Raw genomic sequence first — 15,735 nt, 5'->3', positions numbered from 1 at the left:
GGGGAGAGGGGAGTGTTCGTTAGTACTCAACTTAGGGAGTTGGGAAAAGCGTTTTGACTGAGGACGGGGTCTGGGACTGTCGGGTGGCGAGCCAGTCGCGCGATCGCGCTACGCCGCCAAAGGTATAGATGTGAAAGTGGTGAATGCGCTCACTCAATCCATCAATTAAATAATCAGGCGTTTGCATGGTGAGGAGTTGGCCGAGTCGCGCCGACTGATGCCGTAACCCCAGCAAACTGGTTTTGACGCCGCAGATTTTGGCGAACTTTAGTAACGTGGTTGGGCTGGTGGGCCCAGGGATGCCCAGGTAAATGGGCAGGGTATTGAAGGGGGAAATGCGATCGAGCCAGGCGTGGATGGTGGATACATCCAGCGACCACTGAGTGATCACAAACATATCGGTGCCCGTGTCGCGGGCGTACTGGTTTTTGAGGGCAAGCATGCGATCGCACTCCCGTTCACCCAGCACGGGCATCCCTTCGGGATGTCCGGCCACTCCAATCCGTAAGCCTTCAAACAACCCTGCTTCCAGCAGATCCAGAGTGGAGCTAAAGGGACCGATGGGGCGATCGAGGCTGCCCCCGATAACTAGCACCTGACGAATATCGGCCTCAGATTTAAGGGCAGATAGGTAATTGGAGAGGTGAGTGCGATCGCGAAAGCTGCGGGCGGGTACATGGGGAATCGGGTCGTAGCCGAGGGCTTTTAACCGGGCGGCCTGGGCGACTACGGTGCGATCGTCGGCACCTGGCAGGTAGGTAATTGACACCTCCCGCAGGTCAGCGGGCAACTGAGCGACATCCGTATGAGGCATGACCTCAATGGAAAACTGCATGGCAATTATTTACATCTAGAACTGCAATAAATCCAAGTTCTCAATTTCGAGTTTTGAGTTCATAGTTTTGAGCTTTGAATAGCTGCTCAACTCAAAATTCAAAATTTACTAACTTCTAAGGCTTCATGCTGAGGAACCGTCGGGGGTCAGTGTTGGGTACCTTCCCAGGGCTATCGGTTCCCCCCCGATAAACGAGGGTCACACCGACCGCCGTAATCAACAGACCGACTGCATCGACCCAGGCGATTTGGTCATTAAATAGGAGGAAGCCTAGTACTAACGTCGTGGGTGGCGTCAGGTACATCAAACTAGCCACTCGGGCCGCTGTGCGATACTCCAAAAGCTTCAACATCAGCCCGTAGGAGCCAATCGACAGCACGATAATTAACCACCCCAGGGCAAACACAAACTGCTGGCTCCACTGAATGCTCAAGCCTTCGATCAACACCGCCAAGGGACACAGGGCGATCGCGCTGGCCACAGCTTGCACAAACAAACTCTGAATGACCGGCAAATTTTGCTCCCTCTGGGTACGATTCAGGTGTCGTTGATATAGCGTCGCCACGGTCATACTGGCAGCCGCCAAAAAGGGTAGAACATACCCGATCGGCGCAGCCCCCCCGGCACTCTCCAGTTTGGTGATGACCACCAGCACGACGCCGACCAGACCGACTCCGGTGCCGCACCACTGCACCGCCGATATCGACTCTCCCAAAAGAGGGCCAGATAAAACGCTGGTGATCATGGGCTGCAACGCGGTAATCAGGGCCACAATCCACGGTGAAACGCCCAACGCGATCGCCCCCAGAGCCGCACTGAGCCAAATGGCGTGAGCGAGCACCCCAACAATGGCAGAACGGGCGATCGCTGTCTTGCTGTGAAACCGCAACTTCCGACGATAGCTCAGCCACAGCAGCAGCACGATCGCCACACAAACATATCGAACAAACAACAGTGTGAATGGCCCCGCGTAGGGCAACCCATATTTCGCGCCAATGAAGCCAGAACTCCACAGCACCACAAAAAGTAGTTCGAGTCCGAGAATTTGCATTCTGAATACCTCATTGGATTGGGGTCTGCGCAATCAAACCCTGGCTATGAATGGTTTGATTCAGCAGCCACCCTCAGTGCAGAGATGTCATGAAAGCGAAAGGGTCTACAGCAGCTTCTCGACCACTGTTGCCGCCAGCGATTTGCCAAAATAGTCCACCGTCACCGAGGTGCCGGATGCGGCGTAGCTCAGGGGCAGATAGGCGTAAGCGATACAGCGCCCCAAACTGTAGCCATAGCCTGCGCTGGTCACATAACCCAGCACCTTGCCATCGGCGAGCACCGGCTCCTTGCCCATCACCACCGCTGTCGGGTCATCCAGTGTCAAAAAGCAGAGCTGGCGACTGGCGTACTCTTTTCGCTGGAGCAGGGCGTCCTTGCCAATGAAATCGCCCTTATTCGGCTTCACCGCAAAGCCTAGCCCTGCCTCATAGGGGTCATACTCCGTATGAATATCGCTGCCCCAAAGCAAAAAGCCCTTCTCCAACCGTAAGGTTTCAAATGCGCCCAACCCAGCAGCGATCAGTCCGTAGGGTTGACCCGCCGCCCACAGGGTATCCCACAACTTCAGGCCGCACTCCGTTGGAGCGTAGATCTCCCAACCTTCTTCACCCACGTAGGACACCCGCACCGCCAGCACCGGAATATTGCCAATGTAGAGGTGCTGATTGGTGAAGAACTTGAATGTGGGTTTAGAAACATCGGTTTGGGTGACAGCCTGCAAAATCTCTGGCGCTTTTGGCCCCCACAACCCCACACAGCAATAGCTTGAAGAAACATCGGCAATGCGTACCGAGCCGTCCTCTGGTAGGTGCGATCGCATCCAGGCCAGGTCGTGACCGTGAACAGACCCACCCGTCACCACCCAATATTTTTCGGTACCCAGGCGGCTCACCGTCAGGTCACACATGATGCCGCCGTTGGCATCCAGCATGGCGGTGTAGATCACCTTACCCACGGGCTTGTCGATGTCGTTGGCGCAGAGGTGCTGTAAATAGTCCACGACGCCCGGTCCCGTCAGCTCAAATTTGGCAAAGGGGGTGAGGTCGTAGAGAGCCGCCTTTGCTCGCGTGGCGCAATGCTCCGCCCCCTGAATCGGCGACCAGTTCTTCGCCTCCCAGCCCTGACGTTTAGGAATGGCGTACTGCTCCAATAAATTCGCATTGGATTCAAACCACTGGGGCCGCTCCCACCCAGCGCTGAAGATGAACTGCGCCCCCAGCTCCTGCAAGCGAGGATGAAAGGGACTGACCCGCAGTTCCCGCGAGTGGGTCTGCTGATCGAGGGGGTGAATGATGTCGTATACCTCGTCGTACTGCTGCGCCCCAGCCCGAACGATATAGTCGGCACTTTTGCACACGTCAGAGAAGCGGTTGATATCCATCTCGTGAATATCGAGACTAGGAACTCCAGTGGTCATGAGTTCCGAGACGATCTTGCCCACACCGCCCCCGTGGGTAACCCATACCGCTTCGGCAACCCAGAAGCCCTTCGCTTTGGTAGACTCGCCCACTACCGAGCCGCCGTCGGGGGTGAAGGAGAACATGCCATTGATCTTGTAGGTCAATTCTGCACCGTCCAGAGCAGGAAATAGCTCCTTAGCGGACTCCCAGGCGGGGTCAAAGTGCTCTTCAGTAAAAGGACGCACCGAGGGCATCACCGGGGCTTCGGCGTAGGGCAAAATGTTGTCTGGGTCCACCAGCAGTGGATCGTGCTGATATGAACCAATCCCCCAGCAGTCGCCGTGCTGCCGAAAGTACATGGCGTGATCCTGGTGGCGCACCATAGGATAGGTGACTTCTTCTGTCATGCCTGCCAGTTGAGCGATCGCCCCGGTTTTCACATACTGATGCTGTACGGGAGTAAGGGGAATCACCTCGCCCACCATACGCCCAATGCGCGGCCCCCAGATGCCAGCACAAACCAGCACCCGATCGGTTTCAATGCGACCGTTATCGGTAACAACCGCCTTCACTCGACCATCCACCACCTCGATATCCATGACCGTGGTGTGGCCGTAGAATTCTGCCGCGCCAGCCTCTTTGGCATGGTTGGCCATTGCTTCCGCCGCCCGCAGCGCTTTGGCAATGCCATCGGTCGCCACAAAATAGCCACCGAGCACTTTCGTCTCATCCACCAGGGGCACTTTCGCTTTGACTTCGGCGGGGGTAAGTAAACAGGCTCCCTCAACGCCCCAGGATTTAGCCCAGCCCAGCTTGCGCTGGAGTTCGGCCATGCGTTCCTGGGTATAGGCAACTTCGACGCCGCCGACCGGATAAAAAGCGGGGCCTTCATCGGTGCTGAGCTGGCTGTACAACTCAATGGTGTACTGGGCCAGCTTGGTCATGGTTTTAGACGAATTGGTCTGAAAGACAAGACCAGGAGCGTGGGAGGTGGAGCCACCCGTGGCAAAGAGCGGCCCCTGTTCAACCACAACAATGTTTTTCCAGCCCAGCTTAGCGAGGTGATAGGTGGTGCTACAGCCGACGATGCCTGCACCAATGACAACGAGAGTAGCGTTAGATTGCATAAGAGATCTCCGGTGAGTGGGAGAGTGGATGAGTGGATGAGCAGGTAGGTGCAAAACGGAAACCCTTCTACCCCTCTACCGCCTTAGCCACCATCTGCTGAAAGCGATAGACGGTTTTCTCTAGCTCTGGGGAAAAGCAGCCGCCGTCAAAGTGAGGGGATTTGCGACCGACTTGCATGCGCTCAATCATGTCGATGTCTTCGTCGTTGGTGTCTTTCCAGAGGTCAATAGGCAGGTGGCGCAGGGCTTCGTTTTCGGGAGTCATGGCTTCGTCGCCAACGAAGTAAAACGTCATGCGCTCCTGAGTTTTACCGGGACTAATAGGGTTGGCGGTAAATACCAGAAAATAGTCGGGATGAACACCCACCATCAGGTTTGGAAAGACGGTGATGTATTCAGCGACAGTTGCTTTATGGTAGGTGTCCAGGTTGGGGAATGTGGGCAGCGATCGCCCATCAATCACTCCGCTCTTGTACAGCAGGCTCCCCTGCCCTACGTGCATACCACCCACCTCAAAGCCGAAGTGGTCTTCCATCCGGGAGCAACTGTTGAGGGCGGGGTGTACCCAACTCAGGTGGTAGCTTTCGGAGAAGTTTTCGACCGCTAGCTTCCAGTTAGCGTTGCATTGTAGGCTGACCTCGCGGAGTTCACGGCGTAACTGACTGAAATCGTAGGTTGACCAGCGCTCAGTCACGGGGGCTAGATACTGCTCTAGCGGGGGCGCATCTCCAGAGAGGTTAACAAATACCAGATCGAGCCACTGGTCGCAGCGGATGGCAGACAGCCCTCTGCTGTCGCGATCAAACCCCGCATAGGTGTCTTTGTGGTAGCCGCCAAAGTGGGGCGTACTTTTGAGGCTGCCGTCTAGCTTATAAGTCCACGAGTGGTAGGGGCAGCGCAGATTGCCCTGCACATTGCAGGATTTATTGACGAGTTGCAGACCCCGGTGGCTGCAAATATTGTGAAAGGCGCGCAGGGTACCGACGCGATCGCGCACCAGGACGATCGGCATATCCGCGACCTCCGTGGGGTACACATCACCCGGATTGGGCAGATCAGACGCCAGACCGACACACACCCAATACTGGCTAAACACCGTGGCTCGCTCCCGTTTGAGATAGTCAGTGCTGGTGTAAGCGTCTGCCGACAATCCAGGGTACTGATAGTCCTCTAAGTTAATGATCGGTAACTCTCGATGTAGTCCCGTCGTCCGATAGGTTTCAGGACCTTCCACAAGGTTCAGATCGGGCGGGGAGCTCGCGATATTTTCTGGGGTCATAGTCCGCCTCAGCAGATGCATGGAGAGTTTTCAAGACAATTGTGAATCGACCGCTCGGGCTGGCCACCCGATCAAACTCATGTGGATAAGCCAAACCCCGCTTTTACAACCTATCATTACAAGTCAACAATCTGTTTTCAAGACTTGTAATTACAAGTTGTATCCGAACGGTAGTGTTTTAGAGAAATCAAGAATGTTCTCTGTATAACACTTTGGAAATTTCTTGGTCATGAAGTGCTAACGATTTCTAGAATACATCCTGGATGCAAAACTGGATGCAAAAGAGATCCTTGTGCCAATTTAGAGAAAAATTGGGCTTAGATCAAATGTATGGCAGTCCTAAATCAGTTGAGAGATAGATGAGTTGCGAGAGGCACACTTCTGAGACTGAGACTCTCGCAGCCCTTTGAAATTGTCATATCTTGGTTAAAATATTGGATTTTCAAAACTTGTAGTAACAACCGTATCAAGCAAAACAGTTTCACCGTTCAGTAGATCTTATTCTCAGCGTCAATAGAGTTTTCTAAGTTTTGGCTTTAGGTGGTTTGGTTCTTTGCAGCTTCATGGGGTAGTCAGCTCCTGTAAGATACGCTTTTGAAGCGAAAGCTTTGCAAATTGAGGACATCAGTCCCTGTAACGGAATTCTTACAGAGCATCTCAGTTTCTTGATCAGGCTTCTGTCTTTATTCAAAGGTGATCAAAATTAGATCGCAATAATTAATGATCACAAAATATCAACTCCGTTAATCGAACTGAAGGTTTACCTGAACCCCTAAAGCAGTTGCTGACTATTCCTTACAAGGAGTCGCTGGCCAGGACTGTTATGAACGTTTGTTGATCTACTACGACCTTGTTAACTCATATGACTTCACCCAATTCAGGACAAAATGGTCATACCGAGCATCCCTTCGTGATGCCAGCTCATGCGCCTACCCGTCATAGCCTTCGCCGTCCGGGCGATCGCAACCTGATGACCAAAGGGTTTGACTTCCACCCTGAAGTCTTCCTGGTTTCCGGGGGGCTGATTTTACTGTTTGTGTTGTTTACGCTAATTTTTCACGACCCAGCCGCATCAGCATTTGGAGCTATTCAAGCCTTTATTGCAGGTACATTGGGCTGGTTTTTAATCTTAACTGTCAGCTTTTTTCTGATTTTCACGATTTACATTGCCTTCAGCAAACTCGGCAACGTACGCCTGGGCGGTCCCGATGCTCGACCGGAATTTCCTACCTTTGCTTGGATTTCCATGCTGATTAGTGCTGGCATGGGTATTGGTCTCATGTTCTGGAGCGTTGCTGAGCCCATCTATCACTTTCAAGACCCACCAGCCATGTTGGGTACTATTGAGCCTAACTCTGCCGAGGCTGCCCAGCAGGCGATGGCGATTACTTTCTTTCACTGGGGGCTACATGCCTGGGGAATCTATACTTTGGTGGGGCTTTCTCTAGCCTTTTTCGCTTTTAACTGGGGTTTACCGCTCACCATTCGCTCAGTGTTTTACCCTTTGCTAGGGGAGCGCATCTACGGCTGGCCAGGCAACGCTATTGATATTCTGGCGGTGGCTTCGACCTTATTTGGCTTAGCGACATCGCTGGGACTAGGAGTGCAGCAGGTCAATGCGGGCCTTAACTTTCTGTTTGGCGTAGAAGTAAGTACACCGATTCAAGTAGGGCTGATCGCTATTATTACCGGGTTTGCCACGGCTTCTGTTGTGTCTGGTTTGGGCAATGGCGTTCGCCGCCTTAGCGAGCTCAATATGATTTTGGCGGCGGCGCTGATGGTGTTTGTCCTGCTGGTAGGGCCAACGCTGTTCATCCTCCGCTCATTCGTTGAGAACTTAGGCTTTTACGCCGCTTCTCTACCAATCATGAGTTTTTGGACTGAAACGTTTTCTGGGGCAGGCTGGCAGAGCGGCTGGACCGTATTTTATTGGGGTTGGTGGATTTCCTGGTCGCCCTTTGTTGGCATCTTTATTGCCCGCATTTCTCGGGGGCGCACCGTGCGGCAGTTTATCTTAGGTGTGCTACTGCTACCGTCAGTGCTGACCTTTTTGTGGATGTCGGTATTTGGGGGCACAGCGTTAAATATGGAGCTAGGCGAGCTCAGCGGCGTCATTAGCGGTGCCGTGGCTGAAGATGTTGCAACGGCTCTGTTTGTCATGCTGCAACAGCTACCGCTAACGGGCATTACCTCCTTCTTGGGCATTGTGCTGGTGGTCGTGTTCTTTGTTACCTCGTCTGATTCTGGGTCGTTGGTGGTCGATAGTTTAACCTCTGGCGGCAAGTTAGAGTCTCCGGTGCCTCAGCGGGTCTTTTGGTCCGTCCTTGAGGGCGTTGTTGCGGCAGCTTTATTACTGGGTGGTGGGCTCTCCGCGCTACAAACGGCTTCTATCACTACCGGATTGCCCTTTGCAGTGGTGTTGCTGATTATGTGCTATAGCATCCATAAAGGCTTGCACTACGAACACGCGGTGGTGAACGAGCGGCAAAAACTTCTCGAAACTGTAGCCGCTGAGCAGACGGTCGTCCGTTAGCTTTACAGTTCAAAGCTGAATTTCAGCACCTCGGTCGGCCGCAAAGAACTTTCAGGGGCGCAGCGATGCTGTACCCCTGCCAACCGTGGGGATGCAAATCATGATTTACTCGTTTCGCTTCTTTTATTTACTTGTCAGGAGCCGATTGTCATGGGGCAGCATTTTGATGTGATTGTGATTGGAGCCGGAGGCGTTGGCAGCGCGACGGCTTATTATTTGTCAAAAGCCGGGAAGAAGGTGCTGCTGCTCGAGCAGTTTGAGCTGAATCATCAAAACGGTAGCTCCTACGGGTTTTCTCGGGTGATTCGCTATACCTACGACAACCCCATTTATGTTGACCTAATGCGGGATGCCTATCCCCTCTGGTTTGCGCTGCAGGAGGAGGCTGGCGAATCGCTGTATGTGAAAACCGGTGGCCTCGACTTTGGCTTTCCTGATACTGATACCTTCCAGCAGATGAAAGCCAGTCTGGATGTGTCGAGCCTGGACTATGAGCACCTGGATAAAGCTGACATCGCCCAGCGCTACCCTCAGTTTGCCCTGGAGGATGGCATGGAGGGGCTATTTCACGCCGATACCGGACTGCTGAGGGCTTCTCGCTGCGTCCTGTCCCACATTCGGCTGGCCCAGGAGCGTGGTGCGACGGTGATGGATCAGACGCCTGTACGAGCAGTGATGCCTATTGAGAGCGGGGTAGAGGTGCACACCGATCGCGAAACCTTTAGCTGCGATCGCATCGTCCTCACGGTCGGCAGTTGGGCCAAGGGACTACTGGCCGATCAGGGCATGAACCTGCCGCTCAAAATCATGCCTTGCCAACTGGGGTTTTACCAACCCGGTACCCCTGCCGACTTTGAGCCGGGCAAGTTTCCGGTTTTCTTTGCCCATATGAACGGACCCTATGGCGAAATGCCCTACGGTATTCCCCACGAAGACCCCAGCATCGGCCTCAAAATCACGACCTTCTACGGGTGGGATACGGTCGAGAAACCCAGCCAGGTTGACTACACCCCCAGCCAGGAGTGGACAGAACGGATTCGCGATTTCGCCAAACAATACATTCCCGATGCCGCTGGACCGCTGCTGTCTACCCGCCGCTGCCTCTACACTCTCACTCCCGATAAGCACTTTGTCATTGACCAGCATCCGAATCACCCCCAGGTGGTGATCGGAGCGGGCTTCTCTGGACATGGCTTCAAATTCACAACCTTGATGGGCAAAATGCTGACCGATTTGGCGATAGACGGTCATACCCCCCACGACACCAGCCTGTTTAAGCTGGCTCGGTTTCAGTTGGTGACCGCATAGTCCAGATTGGCTGGGCTGCGTTCTAGCGGCAGGGCTGAGGCGGGTGAGTCTCCACCTCATGGCTCTCTGTCTGCCTCGCGATTGGCAATCGTCGCTCAAATTGCGCCGTTGAGGACTAGTTCTCCTGATCTTTCCACCCCCTTCGTTCCTGATAAGATTACAATGCGGGGATCGGCAAACAATGACAGTCTTTATGGTTCCTAGTGGACAAAGCACCGGTAGTCAACCGCTGCACATTGTAGTTTCAGAGAAGCTGAAGGAAAAGATTGAGGCGGGAGCATACGGACCGGGGGAGCGGTTGCCCAGTGAATTTGACCTGGGTGTGTTCTTTGGTGTCAGCCGCACGACGATTCGTAAAGCGATCGCCAATCTGACTCAGCAAGGGTTGGTGACCACCCAGCGCGGGCGAGGCATCTTTGTGACCGAGCAGCACAAGATCAGCTTTTCTATGGCCAATCCGCTGGCGTTCTTCGACGTTGCCCTCAAGCAGCAGGGGTATGAGGGCAGGGTACAGTCGCTGCGGTTTCAACTCACCCAGCCCACCGTCGAGGTGGCGCGCAAGCTCCACCTCTCCAGCAAAACCGCCGAAGTCTACAGGCAAGAAAAAATTTACTACGCCGACGATACGCCCATTGCTCTGGATGTGGTCTACTACCCTAAAGCGACGGGTGCAGCCTTGAGTGACCAGCTCCAGCAGGGGTTTACCTATAGCACTCTGGTTAGACACGGTATTCTTCTCAACGCGGCCACCGTTAGCCTGGACAGCATTCCGGCTACCTATGAACTTAGCGATTGTCTGTCGGTGCCCCTGGGTATGCCGCTGCTGGTGTTTAATTATGTGGCTTATCAGGGCGATCGCCAGCCTGCTGTCTGCGGTAAAACCCTCTCCCGCTCTGACTGGACCTGCTACACCGCCGAAATTGAAGTAGATCACCCAGACCTGAGTTTTCTAGAGGCAAACCCTTAGCTCGACTTTACCCAAATTCTAGAACCGATTGTTGCTGACAGTTCTGGCACTTCAGAATACGCTCCTGACGTTTTTCAATGTCGGTAGTATCCTGTGATGTTTGAAAAGGTTTAGAACCTGAGCTTGATCCAGACTGAATCAAGAATGACCTCAATTTCAAATGGATAAAGTCGAGCTAAGTGCAATATGGCAGGAGCAACTGTTAAAACTGGGGCTCGTGTTAGATCTTGAAGAATCGCTTGAGAAACTTGAACCAACACCTGAAAAAAAGCCCGCTTCAATCGTTCTGCTTCTACATTCTGCTTATCCTCAAGCTGCAACATCAGTTTCACCCTCCAGCTTGTTTCTGGAAAAACTCACGAATCAATGAATGCAGACGATAAATTTGCTCTTGCGGTTGTGAAACTTGTACGCGAGATAGTAACCAGGCTTGCCGCCATTGATGCGGAACAACTCAATGATGACCTTAGCTGGAGTTAGGTGGTAATAAGGGGTGTCGTCGCACCTTCAACCAACGGACTGGCACTCCCTTCAATCTCTCAAGGGTCGATTCCCCGCCCCTCGGGGCGTAAGATGAAATCATGAGTGAGTATATCCATAAGTCACAACGTCACGGTCTTGCTATACCACTTAGTGTTTCCGGCAAAGTATCGACGGGCTGTATTCGATGAATCAGTGGATGCAGTCTTAAAAGAGGTTTGTCTAGAGATCGAAAAGCGATATGAGGTCAAGTTTATCGAAATTGGAGTGGACAACGATCACGTCCACTTTCTAGTGCAGTCGGTGCCAACGTATAGTGTGACGAAACTGGTAACGATGCTGAAGAGTATAACGGCCAGAGAAGTGTTCAAGCGGTGTCCGCAGGTGAAACAGCAATTGTGGGGTGGCGAGTTTTGGAGTGATGGGTAGTTTGCCAGCACGGTAGGCAAGCATGGAGATGAGGGGATGATCGCGAAGTACGTGCAGAATCAGGGGAATGAATACCTAAAACTACACCGAGATGAGCAATTGAGTCTTTTTTGATTCTGATATCCCGTCCGCTTGCGGCGGGGTAGTTCATTATCTGTGCGATCGATATAGTGAACGCAAGGAAAAAGGTATTCAAGTGACAATGAGTGATATTCATAACACCATTAATGGCGTAAATTTGAGACAAATGTAGCAGAACTAAAGTGAGGATATTCAAAGATGACGTTGAGCTACTCTACATCCTATGTCGGAGAAACTGTCAGGACTGGGTACCCGACTTGAGGGCAGAAACCCCTACTTGATAGACTGGAGTTATGCTCGAAAGTGGTGTACGAGCAAAGGAGAAAGAAAGGGCGTATCCTGCTGGATAAGCAAAGACCAGCCAAGGATACACCATGAGTAACGATAATCTTATTGCATTTCAACCTCCAGAATCATCCGCATCCTTTAACGATGCCCTAACTGAACTGGTTCGTCAGGGCGCTCGTCAAATCATTGCTCAAGCAGTCGAAGCAGAGTTGAAAGAGTTTCTTGCTCAGTACCAGTCCCTCAAAGATGACCAAGGGCGACAAGCGGTCGTTCGCAATGGCTACCTGCCAGAACGAACAATTATGACAGGGATTGGGGAAGTGGAAATTCAAGTGCCGAAGGTGCGTGACCGCAGCGGCAGTGGTATCAAGTTCAACTCATCGCTGTTGCCGCCGTATCTCAAGCGTTCGCAGAGTGTCGAGGAGATGTTGCCTTGGCTCTATCTCAAGGAAGTCTCGACGGGTGATTTCTCAGAAGCGCTCTCATCGTTGCTAGGGACACAGGCAAAAGGACTGTCCGCCAGCACGATTAGTCGCTTGAAGGCGCAATGGATTGAGGCGCACAAGGAGTGGCAGAAGCGCTCCTTGGTGGGGAAGCGCTACGTTTATATCTGGGCAGACGGCATCTACTTCAACATCCGCAACGAAGACGACCGCCAGTGCATTCTGGTTATCATCGGGGTCACGGATGCAGGAACGAAAGAACTGCTAGGACTCGAAGCTGGATTTCGCGAGTCAGAACTTAGCTGGAGACCATTATTACTGCGCTTGCAAGATCAGGGTCTAACGACCGCTCCAGAGTTAGCAATTGGCGATGGTGCCTTAGGGTTTTGGAAGGCGCTAGCGCAAGTCTTTCCGACCACTCGTGTGCAATGCTGTTGGGTGCATAAAACTGCCAATGTGCTCAACAACTTGCCTAAAAGCCAGCAACCAAAAGCCAAATCTGCCCTGCATGAGATTTACATGGCAGAAACCAAGGCTGATGCACAGACAGCATTTGAGCGATTTATCAAAACCTATGATGCGAAGTATCCCAAAGCGGTTGAGTGCTTGTCTAAGGACTGTGATGCGCTGTTAGCGTTCTATGGATCAAGGACTAAATAAGATGTAATTCTACCGTCTGCATTTGTAAGCTAGAGAAGTAGACAATGAACCGGAAAATCAATGCAACCTTACCCTGCTGCCATTGAAGCTCAAATGCAACGGTATTATCAATCGTTATCTGAGAAGGATCGCCGTCGCTATGCTGCCATTGAAGCTATCAAACCGGGATACGGAGGACAAGTCTATATCCGCCAGTTGTTCGGATGCCATCATGAAACCTTGGCATTGGGGATAGCAGAACTAGACGATAAAACAATCCTCGAACAGGGACGGATTCGTCAGGTGGGGGGGTGGACGCAAGTCAGCATTTGAGACCATTGATGGGCTAGATGAGGCATTTTTGCGTGTGTTGGAGCAACACACAGCAGGTTCACCGATGGATGAAACGGTGAAATGGACGAACCTCAAACGGCATGAGATTGTGTTTTTGCGACACAAGCGTTAAGAATGCCTCAATTGAAATTTGGTATTACAAACATGTTTAGACTTGTCTGCTCAAAAATGACAGCAGTAGCCTAGTCAATTCTTTCTCAAGTTGGTTCTCTTGCAGAAACTTTGGATACTCAATCACCGCAGCGTGTACCAGGGATTCAATCGTGCGCTCTAGGATAAATACCGTTAATTCTAAGTTCTGTGCCTGAACTTCATTGTGTCTTTGGATCAAAAACTCCCGCAGGAGCAGAAGGATTTTGGCTTCCGCAGAGCTTTGATTTAGACGCGGCACTTGCTCATGTAAGACTTGATGCAGGTTGGGATCAATCCGGTGGGCGGCAATGCAGGCTTTGACTAACTCATGCAACGCTGCCTCAAGGGACTGCTGGGCGGTCTGACTCACGGCAGATTCCACGATTTCTGCCATTTCATTAGTGTGACGCTCTCTCACGGCAGTCATGATGGCTTCTTTATTGGGAAAGTACTGATATAAGGAGCCGATACTGACCCCTGCTCGCTCGGCAATGTGATTGGTGCTAGCGGTGTCGTACCCATCTTCCGTCAAAATGTGAGCGGCTGCGGTCAGGATCGCATCGACCGTCATTTTAGAGCGGTCTTGTTGCGGCAGTTTGCGGGGTGTTATGCGAGTTTTGCGAGGCATCAGGTTGAGGGCAATGAATGCGAGTTGATGAGTGTAAGTGCTGCTTCTACAATATGAGTTATAGCTCATATTATTGAGGACAGTCCAATGCTTTTAGTGACTGGAGCAACGGGGAGCAACGGGACAGAGATTGTCAAGCGACTGGCGGCGCAAAACGTGCCCGTCCGGGCAATGGTTCGCAATCGGGATCGAGCCAGTGCGATCGCACTCTCGAATGTTGACATTGTGGAGGGAGACTTTGATCGTCCTGAAACGCTGTTGAGTGCCTTAATGAATGTTGATCGTGCCTTTCTTTTAACCAACTCAACAGAACACGCAGAAGCACAACAACTCGCGTTCGTCGATGCGGCGCACCAAAGCGGTGTCAAACAGATCGTCAAACTGTCACAATTTGCCGCCGATGTCCATTCACCCGTTCGTTTCTTGCGTTACCACGCCGTTGTAGAATCCGCTATTCAAGCCTCAGGGATGGCGTATACGTTTTTGCGCCCCAACCTCTTTATGCAGGGTTTGTTAAACTTCCGATCAACGATCGCGAATCAAAATGCATTTTACGCCGCGATCAACGACGCAAAGGTGAGCGTGGTGGACGTGCGGGACATTGCAGATTCCGCTGTAGCTGCTCTAACAGAAGCGGGTCATGAAGGGAAGATTTATAACCTCACAGGACCGCAGCCATTAACTCACGCTGAGATGGCAGAACAACTCTCTGTTGCGCTCGATCGCCAGATTGAGTTTACCGACATTCCACCTGAAGCCATGCATGATCAACTGCTCAGCATTGGGATGCCAGATTGGCAAGCAGACGGACTGCTTGAGGATTACGCGCACTATCGGCGTAATGAAGCGGCGGCAGTGTTGTCAGGTGTGCAGGAGGCAACTGGTAAAGAGCCATGCAGTTTTCAGGCATTCGCCCGCGACTATGCAAAAATGTTTGGCTAGTCGCTGCCTAACCCGTTGATGAAGCGGACAGTTGAGAGATCTGGGTGAGATTGCAACGGTTACCTGCTGCCGATTATCTTGGGCGTTAGCGTGCAATCTGTGGCGTTCGATTACATTCATACTTACCTGAATCGAGAGTTATCCCTGGCGGAACTGGCCAGTGTTGTTAACATTAGCCCGAGTTATTTTGCGAGTTTTTTTAAGTAAGCGATGGGAATTTCGCCCCATCAGTACATGATTCGACAGCGCGTGAATCAGGCGAAACTGATGCTGTCGAAAACGGATTTGGTGAGATGTGCTGTGCACAGGCTTTGCCAACGCAGACATTGCCCTACAAGTCGGCTTCTTTAGTCAAAGCTATCTGACACAACAATTTAAGCGCATTACGGGAATGACGCCAAAACAGATTTGCTAACTTCCAAACACTACATCCAAGCACAAGTTAAGGAGGCAAAGATGAGGATCAAAGCAACTAAAGGACATCAGGGAATCGGAACGGAAATGAAAGATGCGACTTACGTAGAGGCCGCCCGGTGGGGTAAGCATCGGGGGTGGCGGTATGTTCTGGGACTGGCGATCATTCTCTTTGCGTGGCTAGTAGTCGGCACCGTCGGCAGTGCGATCGTCGCGTTTGCGCTGGACGGTCAGGAGGGTTTTGCGGCGCTCCGTCGAGGGGATTTAGCGGCGCTCGAGAGTGTTTTGATTTTTGTGTAAGCCTTGAGATCGTCAATAATTGAAGCGTCCTGGAAATAGGATAGCAAAATGCGACAACGCTGCCTTCCAATCTTTAATCGGTCGGTTCCACCGCTTGGCAATG

General features: G+C 52.1%; 13 protein-coding genes and 2 pseudogenes. 9 read left to right on the top strand and 6 right to left on the bottom strand.

The genetic code is table 11. The features are described from left to right. Window positions 1–31 precede the first annotated feature (31 nt). From IQ268_RS30490 to IQ268_RS30475, 4 genes are all read right to left on the bottom strand, one after another. Window positions 32–835 (bottom strand): hypothetical protein, encoded by an 804-nt coding sequence (locus IQ268_RS30490; RefSeq protein ID WP_193886984.1) that lies wholly within the window; start codon window positions 833–835, stop codon window positions 32–34. Window positions 836–950: 115 nt separating this feature from the next. Then, window positions 951–1,886, bottom strand: a complete 936-nt coding sequence (locus IQ268_RS30485) for a DMT family transporter (protein WP_193886982.1) — start codon at window positions 1,884–1,886, stop codon at window positions 951–953. 105 nt (window positions 1,887–1,991) lie between these two features. Further along, a complete protein-coding gene (locus IQ268_RS30480) occupies window positions 1,992–4,415 on the bottom strand; it encodes an FAD-dependent oxidoreductase (protein WP_193886980.1) in 2,424 nt (807 codons plus the stop codon). A 67-nt stretch (window positions 4,416–4,482) separates the two neighbouring features. Further along, window positions 4,483–5,649 (bottom strand): aromatic ring-hydroxylating dioxygenase subunit alpha, encoded by a 1,167-nt coding sequence (locus tag IQ268_RS30475; protein ID WP_193886978.1) that lies wholly within the window; start codon window positions 5,647–5,649, stop codon window positions 4,483–4,485. Between the two features lie 907 nt (window positions 5,650–6,556). Between IQ268_RS30475 and IQ268_RS30470 the strand changes: the two genes are divergently transcribed. From IQ268_RS30470 to IQ268_RS30460, 3 genes are all read left to right on the top strand, one after another. Further along, window positions 6,557–8,227 carry a BCCT family transporter gene (locus IQ268_RS30470; protein ID WP_228035870.1) on the top strand — a complete coding sequence of 557 codons (1,671 nt, stop codon included), beginning with the start codon at window positions 6,557–6,559 and terminating at the stop codon, window positions 8,225–8,227. Window positions 8,228–8,377: 150 nt separating this feature from the next. Further along, window positions 8,378–9,535, top strand: coding sequence for an N-methyl-L-tryptophan oxidase (solA, locus tag IQ268_RS30465; RefSeq protein ID WP_193886976.1), 1,158 nt, complete (start codon window positions 8,378–8,380; stop codon window positions 9,533–9,535). A 193-nt stretch (window positions 9,536–9,728) separates the two neighbouring features. After that, window positions 9,729–10,502: a GntR family transcriptional regulator gene (locus IQ268_RS30460; protein WP_228035869.1), complete on the top strand. Its 774-nt coding sequence runs from the start codon at window positions 9,729–9,731 to the stop codon at window positions 10,500–10,502. A 110-nt stretch (window positions 10,503–10,612) separates the two neighbouring features. Here IQ268_RS30460 and IQ268_RS32595 read toward each other — a convergent pair whose 3' ends face one another. Continuing rightward, a complete protein-coding gene (locus IQ268_RS32595) occupies window positions 10,613–10,825 on the bottom strand; it encodes a hypothetical protein (protein ID WP_228035868.1) in 213 nt (70 codons plus the stop codon). 258 nt (window positions 10,826–11,083) lie between these two features. On the opposite strand from IQ268_RS32595, the pseudogene tnpA reads away from it, so the two are divergent. From tnpA to IQ268_RS30440, 3 genes and pseudogenes are all read left to right on the top strand, one after another. Beyond that, window positions 11,084–11,525, top strand: a pseudogene (gene tnpA, locus IQ268_RS30450) (IS200/IS605 family transposase). A gap of 341 nt (window positions 11,526–11,866) precedes the next feature. Continuing rightward, window positions 11,867–12,865 (top strand): annotated as a pseudogene (locus IQ268_RS30445) (IS256 family transposase); the annotation flags it as partial. Between the two features lie 78 nt (window positions 12,866–12,943). Continuing rightward, window positions 12,944–13,195 carry a hypothetical protein gene (locus IQ268_RS30440; protein WP_193886970.1) on the top strand — a complete coding sequence of 84 codons (252 nt, stop codon included), beginning with the start codon at window positions 12,944–12,946 and terminating at the stop codon, window positions 13,193–13,195. Between the two features lie 169 nt (window positions 13,196–13,364). On the opposite strand, the gene IQ268_RS30435 is transcribed toward IQ268_RS30440, so the two are convergent. Then, on the bottom strand, window positions 13,365–14,045 hold the full coding sequence (locus IQ268_RS30435) for a TetR/AcrR family transcriptional regulator (RefSeq protein ID WP_228035867.1): 681 nt from the start codon (window positions 14,043–14,045) through the stop codon (window positions 13,365–13,367). Between the two features lie 18 nt (window positions 14,046–14,063). On the opposite strand from IQ268_RS30435, the gene IQ268_RS30430 reads away from it, so the two are divergent. The 3 genes from IQ268_RS30430 (at window position 14,064) to IQ268_RS30420 (ending at window position 15,632) form a co-directional block, all read left to right on the top strand. After that, a complete protein-coding gene (locus IQ268_RS30430; protein ID WP_193886968.1) occupies window positions 14,064–14,918 on the top strand; it encodes an SDR family oxidoreductase in 855 nt (284 codons plus the stop codon). Between the two features lie 295 nt (window positions 14,919–15,213). Beyond that, on the top strand, window positions 15,214–15,333 hold the full coding sequence (locus IQ268_RS33645) for a helix-turn-helix domain-containing protein (protein ID WP_370584728.1): 120 nt from the start codon (window positions 15,214–15,216) through the stop codon (window positions 15,331–15,333). 41 nt (window positions 15,334–15,374) lie between these two features. Next, window positions 15,375–15,632, top strand: coding sequence for a hypothetical protein (locus IQ268_RS30420; RefSeq protein ID WP_228035866.1), 258 nt, complete (start codon window positions 15,375–15,377; stop codon window positions 15,630–15,632). Window positions 15,633–15,735: the final 103 nt, after the last annotated feature.

The sequence above is a fragment of the Oculatella sp. LEGE 06141 genome, assembly GCF_015207605.1.
Lineage (GTDB): Bacteria > Cyanobacteriota > Cyanobacteriia > Elainellales > Elainellaceae > Oculatella.
This window is presented reverse-complemented; position numbering and strand designations above follow the sequence as displayed.

Bases quoted from the DNA above. Each gene is read 5' to 3' on its own strand.
- IQ268_RS30460 (WP_228035869.1), top strand. From the start codon at position 9,729: ATGGTTCCTAGTGGACAAAGCACCGGTAGTCAACCGCTGCACATTGTA.
- IQ268_RS30435 (WP_228035867.1), bottom strand. From the start codon at position 14,045: ATGAGCTATAACTCATATTGTAGAAGCAGCACTTACACTCATCAACTC.
- IQ268_RS30490 (WP_193886984.1), bottom strand. From the start codon at position 835: ATGCAGTTTTCCATTGAGGTCATGCCTCATACGGATGTCGCTCAGTTG.
- IQ268_RS30485 (WP_193886982.1), bottom strand. From the start codon at position 1,886: ATGCAAATTCTCGGACTCGAACTACTTTTTGTGGTGCTGTGGAGTTCT.
- IQ268_RS30430 (WP_193886968.1), top strand. From the start codon at position 14,064: ATGCTTTTAGTGACTGGAGCAACGGGGAGCAACGGGACAGAGATTGTC.
- IQ268_RS30420 (WP_228035866.1), top strand. From the start codon at position 15,375: ATGAGGATCAAAGCAACTAAAGGACATCAGGGAATCGGAACGGAAATG.
- IQ268_RS30440 (WP_193886970.1), top strand. From the start codon at position 12,944: ATGCAACCTTACCCTGCTGCCATTGAAGCTCAAATGCAACGGTATTAT.
- IQ268_RS30480 (WP_193886980.1), bottom strand. From the start codon at position 4,415: ATGCAATCTAACGCTACTCTCGTTGTCATTGGTGCAGGCATCGTCGGC.
- solA (WP_193886976.1), top strand. From the start codon at position 8,378: ATGGGGCAGCATTTTGATGTGATTGTGATTGGAGCCGGAGGCGTTGGC.
- IQ268_RS32595 (WP_228035868.1), bottom strand. From the start codon at position 10,825: ATGTTGCAGCTTGAGGATAAGCAGAATGTAGAAGCAGAACGATTGAAG.
- IQ268_RS30470 (WP_228035870.1), top strand. From the start codon at position 6,557: ATGACTTCACCCAATTCAGGACAAAATGGTCATACCGAGCATCCCTTC.